14 protein-coding genes are annotated in these 14,484 nt (G+C 56.3%); 8 read left to right on the top strand and 6 right to left on the bottom strand.

Features of this window, described 5'->3' with window-relative positions; genetic code table 11:
• Window positions 1-57: 57 nt before the first annotated feature.
• On the bottom strand, window positions 58-864 hold the full coding sequence (locus tag SR894_RS02415; RefSeq protein ID WP_133730895.1) for a GntR family transcriptional regulator: 807 nt from the start codon (window positions 862-864) through the stop codon (window positions 58-60).
• Window positions 865-1,077: 213 nt separating this feature from the next.
• Between SR894_RS02415 and SR894_RS02410 the strand changes: the two genes are divergently transcribed.
• From SR894_RS02410 to SR894_RS02385, 6 genes are all read left to right on the top strand, one after another.
• The gene (locus SR894_RS02410) at window positions 1,078-1,500 is read left to right on the top strand and encodes a nuclear transport factor 2 family protein (protein ID WP_244286506.1); all 423 of its coding nucleotides are present in this window, start codon (window positions 1,078-1,080) and stop codon (window positions 1,498-1,500) included.
• 43 nt (window positions 1,501-1,543) lie between these two features.
• The gene (locus tag SR894_RS02405; RefSeq protein ID WP_133730896.1) at window positions 1,544-2,437 is read left to right on the top strand and encodes an isocitrate lyase/PEP mutase family protein; all 894 of its coding nucleotides are present in this window, start codon (window positions 1,544-1,546) and stop codon (window positions 2,435-2,437) included.
• A gap of 65 nt (window positions 2,438-2,502) precedes the next feature.
• The gene (locus SR894_RS02400) at window positions 2,503-3,168 is read left to right on the top strand and encodes an isochorismatase family protein (protein ID WP_223287971.1); all 666 of its coding nucleotides are present in this window, start codon (window positions 2,503-2,505) and stop codon (window positions 3,166-3,168) included.
• Between the two features lie 28 nt (window positions 3,169-3,196).
• Window positions 3,197-4,150 (top strand): polysaccharide deacetylase family protein, encoded by a 954-nt coding sequence (locus SR894_RS02395; protein WP_133730898.1) that lies wholly within the window; start codon window positions 3,197-3,199, stop codon window positions 4,148-4,150.
• Between the two features lie 4 nt (window positions 4,151-4,154).
• The gene (locus SR894_RS02390; RefSeq protein WP_133730899.1) at window positions 4,155-5,087 is read left to right on the top strand and encodes a polysaccharide deacetylase family protein; all 933 of its coding nucleotides are present in this window, start codon (window positions 4,155-4,157) and stop codon (window positions 5,085-5,087) included.
• Entirely contained in the window at window positions 5,087-6,508 is a 1,422-nt protein-coding gene (locus tag SR894_RS02385; RefSeq protein ID WP_133730900.1) for an FAD-dependent oxidoreductase, read from the top strand. The genes SR894_RS02390 and SR894_RS02385 overlap by 1 nt, the downstream gene beginning before the upstream one ends.
• 89 nt (window positions 6,509-6,597) lie before the next feature.
• On the opposite strand, the gene SR894_RS02380 is transcribed toward SR894_RS02385, so the two are convergent.
• Window positions 6,598-7,521, bottom strand: a complete 924-nt coding sequence (locus SR894_RS02380; protein WP_133730901.1) for a LysR substrate-binding domain-containing protein — start codon at window positions 7,519-7,521, stop codon at window positions 6,598-6,600.
• Between the two features lie 154 nt (window positions 7,522-7,675).
• Here SR894_RS02380 and SR894_RS02375 point away from each other — a divergent pair, with 154 nt between their 5' ends.
• Both SR894_RS02375 and SR894_RS02370 read left to right on the top strand, forming a co-directional pair.
• Window positions 7,676-8,857, top strand: a complete 1,182-nt coding sequence (locus tag SR894_RS02375; protein WP_133730902.1) for a M20 aminoacylase family protein — start codon at window positions 7,676-7,678, stop codon at window positions 8,855-8,857.
• A 74-nt stretch (window positions 8,858-8,931) separates the two neighbouring features.
• Window positions 8,932-10,446, top strand: a complete 1,515-nt coding sequence (locus SR894_RS02370) for an AbgT family transporter (RefSeq protein ID WP_133730903.1) — start codon at window positions 8,932-8,934, stop codon at window positions 10,444-10,446.
• A gap of 11 nt (window positions 10,447-10,457) precedes the next feature.
• On the opposite strand, the gene SR894_RS02365 is transcribed toward SR894_RS02370, so the two are convergent.
• From SR894_RS02365 to SR894_RS02350, 4 genes are read right to left on the bottom strand one after another with little or no spacing between them, the layout of a single operon-like run.
• Window positions 10,458-12,458 carry a RecQ family ATP-dependent DNA helicase gene (locus tag SR894_RS02365; protein WP_133730904.1) on the bottom strand — a complete coding sequence of 667 codons (2,001 nt, stop codon included), beginning with the start codon at window positions 12,456-12,458 and terminating at the stop codon, window positions 10,458-10,460.
• A gap of 27 nt (window positions 12,459-12,485) precedes the next feature.
• Window positions 12,486-12,704, bottom strand: a complete 219-nt coding sequence (locus SR894_RS02360) for a DUF1653 domain-containing protein (RefSeq protein ID WP_133730905.1) — start codon at window positions 12,702-12,704, stop codon at window positions 12,486-12,488.
• Window positions 12,701-13,573 (bottom strand): tRNA cyclic N6-threonylcarbamoyladenosine(37) synthase TcdA, encoded by an 873-nt coding sequence (gene tcdA, locus SR894_RS02355; protein ID WP_133730906.1) that lies wholly within the window; start codon window positions 13,571-13,573, stop codon window positions 12,701-12,703. Before tcdA ends, SR894_RS02360 begins: the two co-directional genes overlap by 4 nt.
• An 11-nt stretch (window positions 13,574-13,584) precedes the next feature.
• Window positions 13,585-14,358, bottom strand: a complete 774-nt coding sequence (locus SR894_RS02350) for a pseudouridine synthase (RefSeq protein WP_133730907.1) — start codon at window positions 14,356-14,358, stop codon at window positions 13,585-13,587.
• Between the last annotated feature and the right edge of the window lie 126 nt (window positions 14,359-14,484).

Below are 14,484 nucleotides of genomic sequence, written 5' to 3'. Positions count from 1 at the left end.
TTTTTGTAATTTTAAATCTGTATTAAATTTAATACATTAAAAAACACCCCAATGACCCTACTCAGCCTTCCCCCCGGCAGGCATTCCGCCTACCTTCGGCTCCCAGTAGCGGGAGTCATCATCGCCGTTTCGCTCTAGATCAATCTGGAAACGATAGCGGTCAGGACGGTAGAGCGCATCCAAATGTTCGACACCTCGACCCTGCTCATCAAACACCACGCGGGTCAGTGAAATCAGCGGGGAACCCACGGCCACATCCAGCGCTTCCGCCACTTCGTGGCTGGCCAGAGTGGCGGAAATCGATTGGGAGGCGTGATCAACTTTCACGCCGCTGCGCTCCAGCAGCACAAATAGCGGTGTATTGGCTAAATCCATCTCGTTGTAGTGCAGGGCAATCGATTCAGGCACATGGGTTACCAAATGGGAAAACGGCTTGTCGTCGACCATACGCACCCGCACCGAGCGCTGCACCTTCCCACTCGGCCCCATGCCTAACCGCTCGCGAATCATTTCCGGTGGCAGCACATAGGCAAACTCCAGCAGCCGCACCTGGGAGGCTTGGCTCATCTTGACCATATTGGGCATGAGGTTTGAGACGCTGGCGGTCATCACCGTGGCATCCAACGGCTGCTCCAGCACCACCGTACCCACGCCAGCTTTACGCGCTACCATGCCCGTCGCTTGCAGCGCTTCCATGGCACGCCGAACGGTGACTCGCGACACCCCATGCTGCTCCGCCAGTTTATTTTCGCCGGGCAATTTACTGCCCGCAGGCAGCCGCCCGCTCAAGATTGCATCTTTCAGTAACAGGTAAATACGGTGGGATTTGGTGCCGCCCACCGCAGAGGATTGTGCCTCACTCATCCACGCCTCTCCTCAGGATGTTGTTCAAAAAATTTATGTCGGGCTTGACGTAGGGATAATAATAGACATAAAAATGTATTACATATAATACATATCGACAGCTAATCAATAACACAATTACTGCTGCTTGAAAGCCATTATCACAGAACCAGCGCTGTTTCGTATCGCTAACGATGTGGCCTCACGTGAGCAGCTAGTTGCAAGAGAGTCGAAATGCCTAACGCAGAGATGACTGACCCAGACAGCCGCAGTGTAAAGCAGGTGCGCGCTTTTCTAAGCGCCATGGAGGCCCGCGACCTGGCCTGCGCAGAGCGCAACCTGGCGGTTAACGTGGTGATGCAGTTCCCTGGCGCTGCACCTATGCAGCGATTAAGCGAAGTCGTTGAGTGGGCCAAAACCCGCTACCGCCGGGTGAGCAAAACCTTTTACGCCGTCGATCTCTGCAGTCATCCAAAACAAGGCACTTCCACTACCCACAGCGTGGTGGTCTGCCATGGCGAGCTGGCAGTGGAGTGGCTGGATGGGAGCACATCCACCGGCGTGCGCTTTATCGACCGCTTTGAATTAACCGATGGCTTGATTACCCGCCAGGACGTTTGGAATGACTTGGCGCTAGCCGCGAGAACAAGCAGCTAACGCCTACCCTACTTTTCGCTTACCTTACAATGACGAGATAGCTATGACACGCCAACAGCACGCTACAGGCCAGCCCGCCCAACTTAAACAGCAGTTGCAAGACAGCTCCATTGTGGTCGCCCCTGGCGTGTTTGACGCCCTTGGCGCGTCCCTTGCCGAGCAAGCGGGCTTCGATACGGTCTACCTTTCCGGCGCCAGCCTGGCCTATACCCAATTGGGGCGGCCGGATATTGGCCTGCTTAGCATTACCGAAATTTGCACTGCCATGTCGCATATTCGTGAGCGCACCAACTTATCCGTGGTCGTGGATTGCGATACCGGCTTTGGCAACGCCATGAACGTGATGCGCAGCGTGCGCCTGCTGGAGCGCGCTGGCGCCAACGCTATTCAGCTTGAAGACCAAACTTACCCCAAGCGCTGCGGCCACCTGCGCGGCAAAACCCTGGTCTCCAAAAGCGAAATGGTCGGTAAATTGCACGCCGCACTGGACGCCCGAGAAAATGACAGCACGCTTATTATTGGCCGCACCGATGCGCTGGGCGTGGAAGGCACCGACAGCGCCATTGAGCGCGCCCAAGCCTATTATGAAGCTGGCGTGGATATGCTGTTTATCGAAGGTATCCGTAGTGACGAAGACATCCGCAAGATCATGACCCAGTTCAAAGGCAAGGTGCCGATCATGGCCAATATGGTCGAAGGCGGCGACACACCGCTTCAGAACGCCCAGGCCCTGGAAGAGTTAGGCTTCTCGCTGGTGATTTTTCCCGGCGCACTGGTGCGGGCGATTACCCATATGGCCAGCCGTTTCTTTGCCACGCTAAAACGGGACGGCACTACCGACGCCTTCCGCGACCAGATGCTCGATTTCAAACAGCTTAACGACTATTTAGGCACCCAGGCGATGCTGGAGCTTGGCGAGCAGTACGACAATCGCTAGCCCTCGCTCACCAAACCATGCCCATTATTTATAAGTGCGAATAAATAACTATTCAGGAGACGACGATGCAGACCACTGACAAAACGGCGAAAGAGATTTTTAACGATGTCATGGCTAACCCTCAGCGGGTGCCGTTTGGTTTTGGCAACAAAGCGGTGCTGGTTAACGTCGATCCGCAAAAGGCCTACACCCGCACCGATCTCTTCAAAACCGCCTACGAAACCGACCCCAAGCAGTTGGAGTACACCAACCAGCTGGCACGCGGTTTTCGGGAGAAAGGTTGGCCGGTGGTCTGGACTCACGTCGCTTTTCTAGACTCCGCCGAAGACGCAGGTGTTTGGGGTACGCGTACCGATACGCCTGATTCGCTGCAAAACATTAAGTATGGCTCTGAGCGGGCCGAGTTCGACGAGCGCTGCGAGATCGACCGCAGCCGCGACGTGATCTACACCAAGCGCATGCCCTCGGCATTTTTTGAAACGCCGCTGCAGTCACTGCTGGTATGGCATCAGGTCGATACGGTCATTATTACCGGCGGCTCTACCTCTGGCTGCATTCGCGCCACCGCCGTGGAGAGCCTTTCCCGGGGCTACCGCACCATCGTGCCCATCGAGTGCGTCGCGGATAAACACGAAAGCTACCACTACGCCAACCTGACCGACCTGCATCTCAAGTATGCCGACGTTTTGCCGGTTGCCAATGTACTCGAATGGCTGAGTGGCAACGCCTAAGGCCTACCAAGTTTCAAAGGAGCCGGTTATGAAAGAGTCACTAGGCGTTTACGACTACTGGGCCTACGACCAACGCCCTAAAATCGAGTGGCCAGGAGGCGCTAAGGTGGCCTTCTGGGTAGCCCCCAATATCGAGTATTACGAACTCGACCCACCGCTGAACCCGCAACGTAACCCTTGGCCGCATCCGCACCCTTCGGTACCCGGCTACAGCATTCGAGACTACGGTAACCGGGTTGGCCACCAGCGCCAGATGTCCCTGCTGGATAAATACGGCATTCGCGGCTCGGTGTCACTGTCGGTGGCGCTGTGCGAGCACCACCCTGAGATTATCCAGATGTGCCGCGAGCGTGACTGGGAGTTCTTTAGCCACGGCATCTACAACACACGCTACACCTACGGCCTGAGCGAAGCCCAGGAGCGGGCGATGATCCGCGACAGCATGGAAACCATTCACCGCCATACCGACCAGGCCTGTGCGGGTTACCTGGCCCCTGCGCTTTCCCACTCTGAGCGCACCCTGGATCTATTTGCCGAAGTGGGCGAAGAGCTATTCGGCGAGAAAGGCGGGCTGTATACCTGCGACCTATTCCACGATGACCAGCCGACGCCGATCAGCGTTCGCTCCGGTAAGCGATTTATCTCCATGCCCTACTCGCTGGAGATGAACGACACCATCGTCTACGCGGTGAACAAAGTAGAGCCACGCCAATACGCCACCATGCTCAAGCGCCACTTTGACCGCCTATATGCCGAGGGCGCGGAGTCTGGCACGGTGATGTGCATTCCCACCCACAACTATCAGGTGAGCTGCCCGCACCGTATCAAGGCATTTGAAGAGGCGCTGGAGTACATCACCGGCCACCCGGATGTATGGGTCGCCACCGGGCGCGAGATTGCTGATTACTACTTGGCCAACTATTACGATGCCGCCCTCGACAGTATGGCGGCCCAAGCCACCACTGCAGGCAAACAGGGGTAACGCTATGGCGCTTAACGACGACTATCTCGACTACCCTTACCGCCGCCACGGCTACGACCATAAGCGCTATGCATGGTCGATGCTGAGCGAACGCGCGCCGGTCACCTGGCCCGAAGGCAAAACCCTGGCGGTGTGGGTCAATATTTCGCTGCAGTTCTACCCGCTAAACCAGCGCGGCAAGCCATTTAAAGTACCTAACGGCATGACCATGCCCTACCCCGATCTACGCCATTTCTCGCTGCGGGATTACGGTAACCGGGTTGGCATCTATCGGGTACTCAAAGCACTGGCGGCGAACAACATCACCCCCACTTTTGCCATCAACGCGCAGTTGGCGGAGCAGACGCCCTATCTGGTGCAGCGCTTGAAAGAACACGGCGGTGAATTTATCGCCCACGGCTGGAACATGGATCACCTGCACTACGGCGGCCAGCCCATTGAAGAGGAGGCCGAACTGGTCAAACGCTCTGTGGACACTCTGCGCCGCGTCACCGGCCAACCCATACGTGGCTGGCTCAGCCCCGCCAAGCACCAAAGCTTCAACACCCCTGACCTGCTGGCAGACAACGGCATTGAATACTGCGCCGACTGGGTGAACGACGATATGCCTTACTCTTGTGAAACCAAGACAGGCAGTTTGACCATGATGCCGCTGGCCACTGAGATCGAAGACCAGTTTGTGATGAGCCAGAACCTGCACTCGGAAGATTCCTGGGTGACCCAGGTGAAAGACGCTTTCGATTTTCTGTTGGAAGAGTCTCGCGAGCAGGGCGGTCGTTTATTCGCCTTAAACCTCCACCCTTGGCTGGTGGGCCAGCCCCATCGCATTGCCTGCTTAGAAGAAGTGCTGGCCCATATCAACGGACATCCGGAAGTGTGGCAGGCCCCGGCGGGTGAGATTTTGGATGCTTTCCACCATGCTGCGGAGCAGGCGTAATGGCGATACTTCCCTACACACACGACGGCTTTGATGCCCACCTTCCGCTGCTGATTATCGGCGCAGGGGCCTGCGGCCTGGTAGCGGCGTTAGCCGCCCAGGAAGCGGGCGTTGAGCTTGCTGTTTTAGAGCGCGACGCCCTGCCCCGTGGCAGCACGGCGATGTCGTCGGGCTTTATTCCCGCCGCTAATACACGCTTTCAACATGAGCTGGGCGTCACTGACTCTGCCGAGGCCATGGCGGAAGATATTCAAAAGAAAAACGGCTATGAGGCAGATCCGGCGATTGTCGAGTTACTTGCCAGCCAGTCCGGCCTCACCATTGAGTGGCTAGCCGATCAGCACGGCGTCCCCTTTGAGTTAGTGGAAGGCTTTCTCTACCCCGGCCACTGCCACCTGCGCATGCATGCCACGCCACGGCGCACCGGTGAAGAGCTGATGGGCGCGCTGCTCAACGCTGCCGAAGCCGCAGGGGTTGATATATTAACCCATGCGCGAGTAGTGGATTTACACGTTGATGATACTCAGCGAGTGCGGGGTATAACCCTTGAGCGCCCGAACGGCAGCCGCGAAAGCATTGGCTGTGACGCGCTGATTCTGGCCTGCAACGGCTATGGCGGTAACGCTGAGCTGGTTGATCGCTATCTACCCACGCTCAAACACGCGCTCTACTATGGCCATGAAGGCAACCAGGGCGATGCGCTGCTGTGGGGGCAGGCCATGGGCGCTAGCACCAAAGATCTGGGCGCCTGCCAGGGCCACGGGTCGCTGGCGACACCTCACCAGATTCTGATTAGCTGGGCACTGATGATGCAGGGCGGCATTCAGGTCAATCTAAACGGCGAGCGCTTCTCCAACGAGCACGGCGGCTACTCCGAACAGGCGGCCAAAGTGCTTGCCCAGCCTGAGCAGGTCGCCTGGAACCTTTATGACGCCCGCCTTCATGAATCCGCCCAGACCTTTGAGGATTACCGTAATGCCCAGGAGAGCGGCGCGGTGCGCAGCTTTGCCAGCCTTGAAGAGATGGCCGCTGGTTTGAACCTGCCGCCAACAGCGCTGCAGGCCACCTTTGCGGAGATGCAGCAGCATGCCAAACAGCAAACGGTAGATACCTTTGGTCGACGTTTTGACCCCGCTAATCTACTCAAACCACCCTACTACGCCATTCGTGTCACCGGCGCGCTGTTTCATACCCAGGGCGGTTTAGAGGTTAATAGCGCCGCGCGGGTACTCAATACTCAGGGGCAGGCGCTGCCTAACCTGTTTGCCGCAGGCGGTGCCGCCCGCGGTGTTTCAGGCTCCAACGATAGCGGCTATCTTTCTGGCAATGGCCTGCTGAGCGCTGTGGTGCTAGGTGCAGTGGCGGGCAAAAGTGCTGCGGAGTTGTTGCACTTAAAGTTAAGCTCAGCGGCACTCCCTTGAGCCACTACACCACTAGGGTACACAGGGCGCCCCCCGGGGGCGCCATGTCTGTCTGGCAGGCGCGTCTCGAGCTGGGTAAAGGTCAGTTGCTAGCCAACTATTTTGAGGCTTTCGAATATTTTTTGCTCGACTAACGCGATCAGCTCAGCATTGATGTTGTTAATGGCGGGTTCAAGATCTTTTTCCAGCGGCAAAATAATTTGAAAGTCATAACGAATATCAAATGCGAGCGGGCGAACCACCACGCCCCCCCGCTTTGCATCACAGGCCGATACGGCGTTTAACACCGCAAGCCCGGCACCGTTCGCCACTAGTCGAATCGCCATTTCCCCCAGCGAGACTGTCCATATTTTTTTGGGCGAAACGGCATGTCTCGTCAGGCTTTGTGTGATCCGGTTACGGCTTTGCTCATTGGGCTCTCCACAAATTAATGTTTCATTGGCGAAATCCTCAATGTCGATAAGTGCTTTAGCTGCCAGCGGATGTCCTGGCGGAATAAGGCACATGCCGGGCAGAGAGTACTGAAAACTCCGATAACGCGGATCGAGTTTGGGATCGGCGGTAATGGCAAAATCGAAGCGTTGGGCCGCCATTTCTTCTACTATCTGGCTGGATCGGTAGGAGTAGAGACTAATCTCAAGGTCGGGAAACTGCTCCGCAAGCAGCGTAGCGGCATCTGGCACCAGGCTCATGGCAAAAGACGGCATGCTGACCACTCTCAATTGGCCTGCCGCTCTCTCTTTTAGTCGTTCGGCAAACTGACGCAAATGCTGTAAGCCAATATAAACCCTCTCCACCTCGTCATAAAACAGCGTGCCGCGCCGGGTCGGCAACAGCCGATTATTGTGACGTTCGAACAGATCAAACCCGAGCCTCGCCTCCAGCTGTTTTATCAAACGGCTAATCGCTGGTTGTGAAATCAGCATCTTACTGGCGGCTTCCGTAGCACTGCTGGTTTTCATAATCCACATGAAGGCTTCTATCTGGCTGTCGGTAAATCCCCTATAAGCCATAACATTTGGTCATCCTTCGATAAGCAAAAATCAATATATCTGACTAAAAAAGCCAGTATACAGTGAAAGATAGCTAGGAGAATTCTTCCCAACACTCCAAGCATAATATTTAGCTATAGCTTAAATACTGCCGCTTCAATCTAAAGGGCTATCTATGATCGATGAAATTGCGGGCAATAACGCACAGTTCACTGCTTGGCGACAGGATATTCACCAGCACCCGGAACTGGGCTTTGAAGAGCAGCGTACCGCCAAGTTAGTAGCGGATAAGCTCACAGAGTGGGGGTTTGACGAGGTTCATACCGGCATCGCTAAAACCGGGGTCGTCGGCGTACTGCGCGGCAAAACGCCCGCCGCTCGTACCATCGGGCTGCGCGCCGATATGGATGCCCTCGCCATGACGGAAAACAATCAGTTCGCTCATGCGTCTCTTAACCAAGGCAAAATGCACGGCTGCGGCCACGACGGTCACACCACCATGCTGCTAGCCGCCGCATGGTATCTGGCCAAACATCGCGACTTTGCCGGCACCGTCCACTTTATTTTTCAGCCCGCTGAAGAGGGCTTAGCCGGCGCTAAGGCGATGATCGATGATGGTTTGTTTGAACGCTTCCCCTGTGACCGCGTTTACGGCATCCACAATATGCCAGGCATTCCTCAAGGGGAATTCTTCCTTCGCGAAGGCCCCCTGCTAGCCAGTTCAGACCGCTTCACCATTGACGTTCACGGTAAAGGAGGCCATGCGGCAATGCCGCAGCATGCCGTTGACCCCATGCTGATCGTGAGCTCGATTATCAGCGGCGCGCAATCTATCGTTAGCCGCAATACGGCACCGCTCGATTCCGCCGTGCTGTCCTTTACCGATCTGCATGCCGGCTCGGGCACCTTCAACGTCATTCCCGATACCGCCACCATGCGGGGCTGCATTCGCTCTTTTAACGACGCAGTACGGGAGCGTGCAATTCAACGACTGGAACAACTGGTTGCCAGTACTGCGCAAGCCTACGACGCCACCGCAACGCTCACCATTCACCCCGGTAGCTACCCGGCCACGGTCAACGACCCGCAAGCCACCCAACTCGCCACTGATGTTGCCCGCGCAGTCGTCGGCGATGCAAAGGTCAACCCTGACTGCTTACCGATTTCTGGTAGCGAAGACTTCTCCTTCATGCTGCAGGCCGTTCCGGGTTGCTATGTGTTTCTGGGTAATGGTGTTGAAGGCGAAACCGGTGGCGTGAGTGTTCATAACCCCAGCTATGACTTTAACGACAACATTATCCCGGTGGGCGCTTCTTATTTTGTTCAGCTAATAAAGCGTGAACTCCCCTCTCACTAAGTATTTCAAGAAAGCGCAGTTCAAGAAAGCATACTTCAAGAAACAGCACTTCCAGATATAAAGCGGAGAACAACATGGAAGCGAACAAACTCTCAACGTCCGGTGGCAACACCGGATTAATGCATCGGATTGCGCGAATCGCCGATGCACTGCCCCACCCTTTTATTATGTTTTTTATACTTTTTGTCGTCACACTAGGTCTGTCGACATTGATGAGCGTGTGGGTCGAGCCTGTGCGCCACCCTGCCACCGACGAGCTCGTTCAGGTTCGTTCGCTGCTTAGCTGGGATGGGCTAAGATTTATGGTGACCGGGGCAGTCACTAACTTCACCAGTTTCCGCCCGCTAGGGCTGGTACTGGTGATGGTATTAGCGCTGGGGCTGATTCAGAAAACCGGCCTCGCCGATGCCACCATCCGACGCATGTTGAGTAATGTGGCGCCGCGCTTTATTACCCCGGCGGTGGTCATTACCTCGATCATCGGCAACCTGGTTTCTGATGCGGCAGTTTTCCTGATTCCCCCTTTGGCCGCCATCATGTTTAAAACCGTTGGCCGAAACCCGATTGCCGGCATTATGGTGGCCTTTATCGCCGTTTTTGCCGGTTTTAGCGCCAATTTCTTTATTGCAGGCACCGATCTTCTGCTATCCGGTATCTCGACGGAAGTCGTTCAGAGCGTTCGCCCTGGCCACGAAGTCAGCGTGGTGGCCAACTGGTTCTTTATGTGTGCCTCAGTGCCGTTAATTACCCTGATTATCACCGTCATGAACGACAAGTATGTCGAGCCCATGCTGGCGCGTTTTCAGGATCAGAGTGATGATGAAGACAAAAGCCACGGCGTACAGTTAACCGACACGGAACGGCGTGCGCTGCGCTACACCGGCATAGCGGCACTGGCCTATATCGCGGCCATCCTACTGCTGATCTTGCCAGCGGGTTCCGGGCTACGCAGCGCTGAAGGGGGTCTGTTACCTTCGCCTTTTATGAGTGGTTTGGTGCCCATCATCGTGCTGTTTTTTAGCCTGTGCGGCATTGTGTATGGCGTTTCCGTTGGTAGGATCAAACAATCCAGCGATGTTCCACGCTTAATGGAAGAAGCGATGCGCGATATGTGTGGGTTTATTGTTATCGTCTTTATGGTGGCGCAGTTTATTGCCATCTTTAACTGGTCAAACTTGGCGATTGTCAGCGCAGTGAATGGCGCTGACCTACTGCTGCAAATCAATATGCCTACGGCGCTGGCTTTAGTGTGCTTTATTCTACTGGCCGCCGTCGTGAACCTATTTCTTTACAGCGGCTCAGCGCAGTGGGCGCTGATGGCGCCGATTTTTCTACCCATGCTGATGCTGTTGGGCCTTGAGCCAGAAGCCATCCAAGCGGCTTACCGGATAGCCGATTCATCGACGAACGTAATTTCACCCATCAACCCGTATCTACCGTTAGTGCTCGCGGTCATTCACCTTTATAACAAGTCATTTACCCTTGGCCATATGCTTACCATCGCCATGCCGTACTCCCTTGCCGTGTTGGCAGGCTGGAGCAGCCTATTCTTTATTTGGTACTGGCTGGGGTTACCGTTCGGGCTTTAATCGACCTTTATTTATTGACCCAGCATCGCTTCTGCCCACGCGCGCACTTCCCGGTAGGCACGCTGTTCAAAGATCGCGAAGCCGTTCAGGCTGCGAGCTTTGAGCGGGGTAAACACCGGCATGGTCAAGCCACACAGAAAGTGCGCCAGCCGCTGGGCATTGGGCGGCTGGCCGAACTGTTCGGTGTGTCGCTCAATTAGCGGCGTGGCGTAACGCTGAAAGTCCGAATCGCTTAATGCGGGCTGAGGCGGCGCATCAGGCAGCCGCACGGGGCGACCATAACAAACCGAGCAGTGTCCGCATCGCCCCTGTTCACTATCAGGTAGCGCATCAAAAGTGCTATCACCAAAATGCACGGCCAGCCGTCGTGTCAGACAGCTCTCCGACTCAAACAGCGCCAGCATGGCCTGCAGCCGCTCAATTTCGATACGTTCGCGATTGAGGCAGTCTTCATACAGCTGGTTCGCCAGCATCTCTATGGAAAACTTCGGCTGACAGATCTCGTAGACATCGGTCATTCGCTTGCCTTCCAGGGTCAGCCAGCCCTTATCTTGAAAGTACTCAAGGGCGGTAATGACGCGAGCGCGGGAGGCGTCGATCTGCTGCACCTGCCCCGCCTGATGTAAACGGTCAAAATCCACCGTGCCCCAGGTGCGTGCAATAGGAATATTATCGACTAAAAGCCGCAAAAAGGCCGCCCGCTCGCCTTCAAAGCGGCTAACTAATTGGTCTGGCTCAAGATGGTAGCGCAGCCGGTACTCGGCTAGAAATGCGAAGCGCGGGGCAATAATACCGTGCATTTCCAGCCGCACCAGCAGTGTTTTCAGCGGCAGCGGGCGGATATTGGTATCCCGGGAAAGCGTATTGAGCAGCACCTCCCACTGGCGATCCCGCGCTTGGCCCGCCGCAGCGATCTCTTCCAACAGGCGGTGGATGCCCGCGTACTCGGGGGTGTCGCCATAAACGAAGTTTTCCAGCACCCGCAGGCCATCCCGCCCGGCCATGGTTAGACAGGTGGAAGGCTGGCCGTCGCGCCCTGCCCGGCCAATTTCCTGACTGTAGTTCTCAATGGATTTGGGCAGGTCAAAGTGCACCACGTTACGAATATCGCCCTTATCGATGCCCATGCCAAAGGCAATAGTGGCCACGATGCAGTGAGACTCACCGCCCATAAACTGGCGCTGAATCTCATCCCGTCGGATTGAATCCAACCCCGCGTGGTAGGCCTGGGCAGCTATCCCCTGGGCCGCCAGCGCTTTAGCAACTCGCTCGGCGGTTTGTTGCAGGGTGACGTATATAATCGTCGGCGCTTCGCTGCCCGGCTGCATCTGCGGTTTTAGCCACTCAATCAACTGCTGCTGACGATCCTCCATAGCGGGTGCCACCAGCAGTTCGAGATTGGGGCGGTAAAAGCCGGTGGTGATGACGTTCTCTGGCGCGATAGCAAACTTCTCGCTCATATCGGCAATCACCGTGGGTGTCGCAGTGGCGGTAAGCAGCAGCACCTGGGGAATGGCAAAATCGCGCTGGTAATCCGGCAGCTTCAAATAATCAGGGCGAAAGTTATGCCCCCACTCGGAAAGACAGTGGGCTTCATCGACCACCAGCAGCGAGATCTTCACTTGGCGCAGAAAGTGGCGAAAGCGCTCGTTCTTAAGCCGCTCCACCGAGATCATCAGGATTTTCAGCTCACCGCTTTTGGCGCGATCCATGACATCGCGCGTCGTTTCGCGGTCTTGAGTGGAATCAATGCTGGCAGCGGCAACACCATGGCGGGTTAGAAAAGAGAGCTGATCCTGCATCAGCGCCAGCAGCGGCGACACCACCAGGGTTAGATGTGGCAGATGCAGCGCCGGGAGCTGGTAACAAAGCGACTTTCCCGCACCGGTGGCGAAAATCGCCGCCGTGGAGTGGCCATCCAACACCCTTGACACCACCGCCTGCTGGCCGCCGCGAAAGTCGTCAAAACCAAATACGTCTTTCAGCGTTTGCTGGGGTGATGTGGGGGACATAGGCTCTCCGTGTTAACGAAACTCAGTTTAAAATGCCTTCTCCAACGCAAAGCGCGGCTGAGTGAGCCCCTCTTTAGTGACCGTCTCAACGAACATGTCGAGCGGGCGCACCCAGAGGCCGTACTCACCGTAGAGAGCGCGATAAACCACCAGCAGCTCTTCACTTTCGCTGTGTTGGGCGGTGCCAAGCACCTCGTAGAGGCTGCCTTTGTAGTGGCGGTAAATACCGGGAACGGGGGCGGTCATTGGCTCTCCTCTTGAGGTGCGTTTGTGGCGGCTGGCTGGTTGGCTTTTTTGGCGAGTCGCTCGAGCACCTTTGAAGCGGCGACAAAGCCAAAGGTGCCAGTCAGGAAAGTGGCAGCCCCGAAGCCTGAAGCGCAATCCAAGCGCGTGGCGTCACCGCTGCCGGGCTTTTGCAGGCAGACTTCACCGTCGGCGCCGGGATAGATCAACTGCTCGTCGGAGTAGACGCACTCCACTGAGAAGCGCCGTTTGGGATTGCGGGAGAAGCCGTAATCCCGACGCAGCCGCGAGCGCACTTTGGAGAGCAGCGGGTCGTGCTCGGTACGGGTGAGATCCGCGACTTGAATACGCGTGGGATCGGTTTGCCCACCGGCCGCACCGGTCACCGTGATGGGAATTTTGCGTCGCTTGCACCAGGCGATCAGCGCGGCCTTAGCAATCACGCTGTCGATGGCATCCACCACGTGATCGGCGTCATCGGGAATCCGCTCAGCCAGGTTGGTGGGTGTCACGAAGGCAGTGTCCGCCATAATCTCGATTTCCGGGGCAATCAAACGGCAGCGGTCGGCCAGCACATTAACCTTAGGCTGACCAATGGTGCCATCCAGCGCGTGGAGCTGGCGATTGACGTTAGACACACAGACGTCGTCCAGATCGATCAACGTCAGTTTGCCAATGCCCGAGCGTGCTAGTGCTTCTACTGTCCAGCTTCCCACCCCTCCGACACCGACCACCACCACGTGGGCATGACGAAACGCCTTCGCAGCACGCTGACCGTAGAGGCGACGAATCCCACCAAAGCGAAAATCATAATCCCCCGAGGCTGAATCAGCAGAGGCGGCTGGGCTGGCTGTTGGGATAGCTGAGGACATCGCAGACTCACTCATAGCGCTTGAAGGGCGGAAGGTGTGGCATGTGGCGGCGTGCGTAAGCTATCCAGCGGCAAGTGCCCTGCCCAGCCAAAATGATTAAAGAGCGCTATCATGGTGTCATCCAGAGCGCAGCTCAATTGTACACGCTTGTCTAACAACGGATGATCAAAGGCCAAGTAGGTCGCCGCGAGCAGTAAGCGTGGTGCGCCCAGCTGCTCGGCAAAAAAGCGGTTGTGGACACTTTTACCATGCTTGGCATCGCCAATAATTGGATAACCACGCCGGGAAAGGTGGCGACGAATCTGATGGCGGCGCCCGGTCAGCGGCCGTGCCTCCACCAGTGAGTAGCGAGCGACTTGGTAGCGATCAACTTGAACCGGCAGCTCAACGCTATCCAGGCGGCGAATATCGGTCATTGCAGGCATGGCGGGCATTTCGGCCTTGGGTCGCGTACCGTCCTCTTCCCGTAGCGGGTAATCCAAGCGTTCACTCTCCGGCGCTTTACCGCGCACCACCGCCAGGTAGCGCTTCTCTACCTGACGCTCGCTAAACGCTTCGCTGAGCAATCCGGCAACCGTTGAAGAGAGCGCAAAAACGATCACTCCAGAAGTAGGTCGATCCAGCCGATGAACTGGGTATACCCGTTTGCCAAGCTGGTCGCGTAAGCGCTGAAGCAGAAATTCGGTTTCACCACGCGCCAACGCCGAGCGATGCACCAGAAGCCCTGACGGCTTATGCACCGCAACGAGATACTCATCCTGATAGAGGATGTTGAGTGGCGTCATATGACTCCCCGATAACACAGTGACTAGAGCTATCTTACAATCTGTCTTAAAAGCTGTTTTTAACGACTGCTTTAACAACGAATGGCAACAAGGCGCCATTGTCGCGGCTAAGCAGTGCGATGTCAT

Origin of the sequence: Vreelandella neptunia (genome assembly GCF_034479615.1) — a bacterium.
Lineage (GTDB): Bacteria > Pseudomonadota > Gammaproteobacteria > Pseudomonadales > Halomonadaceae > Vreelandella > Vreelandella neptunia.
The sequence above is the reverse complement of the archived record's forward strand: the minus strand, read 5'-3'. Positions and strand labels throughout refer to the sequence as shown.

Bases quoted from the DNA above. Each gene is read 5' to 3' on its own strand.
- SR894_RS02415 (WP_133730895.1), bottom strand. From the start codon at position 864: ATGAGTGAGGCACAATCCTCTGCGGTGGGCGGCACCAAATCCCACCGT.
- SR894_RS02410 (WP_244286506.1), top strand. From the start codon at position 1,078: ATGCCTAACGCAGAGATGACTGACCCAGACAGCCGCAGTGTAAAGCAG.
- SR894_RS02405 (WP_133730896.1), top strand. From the start codon at position 1,544: ATGACACGCCAACAGCACGCTACAGGCCAGCCCGCCCAACTTAAACAG.
- SR894_RS02400 (WP_223287971.1), top strand. From the start codon at position 2,503: ATGCAGACCACTGACAAAACGGCGAAAGAGATTTTTAACGATGTCATG.
- SR894_RS02395 (WP_133730898.1), top strand. From the start codon at position 3,197: ATGAAAGAGTCACTAGGCGTTTACGACTACTGGGCCTACGACCAACGC.
- SR894_RS02390 (WP_133730899.1), top strand. From the start codon at position 4,155: ATGGCGCTTAACGACGACTATCTCGACTACCCTTACCGCCGCCACGGC.
- SR894_RS02385 (WP_133730900.1), top strand. From the start codon at position 5,087: ATGGCGATACTTCCCTACACACACGACGGCTTTGATGCCCACCTTCCG.
- SR894_RS02380 (WP_133730901.1), bottom strand. From the start codon at position 7,521: ATGGCTTATAGGGGATTTACCGACAGCCAGATAGAAGCCTTCATGTGG.
- SR894_RS02375 (WP_133730902.1), top strand. From the start codon at position 7,676: ATGATCGATGAAATTGCGGGCAATAACGCACAGTTCACTGCTTGGCGA.
- SR894_RS02370 (WP_133730903.1), top strand. From the start codon at position 8,932: ATGGAAGCGAACAAACTCTCAACGTCCGGTGGCAACACCGGATTAATG.
- SR894_RS02365 (WP_133730904.1), bottom strand. From the start codon at position 12,458: ATGTCCCCCACATCACCCCAGCAAACGCTGAAAGACGTATTTGGTTTT.
- SR894_RS02360 (WP_133730905.1), bottom strand. From the start codon at position 12,704: ATGACCGCCCCCGTTCCCGGTATTTACCGCCACTACAAAGGCAGCCTC.
- tcdA (WP_133730906.1), bottom strand. From the start codon at position 13,573: ATGTCCTCAGCTATCCCAACAGCCAGCCCAGCCGCCTCTGCTGATTCA.
- SR894_RS02350 (WP_133730907.1), bottom strand. From the start codon at position 14,358: ATGACGCCACTCAACATCCTCTATCAGGATGAGTATCTCGTTGCGGTG.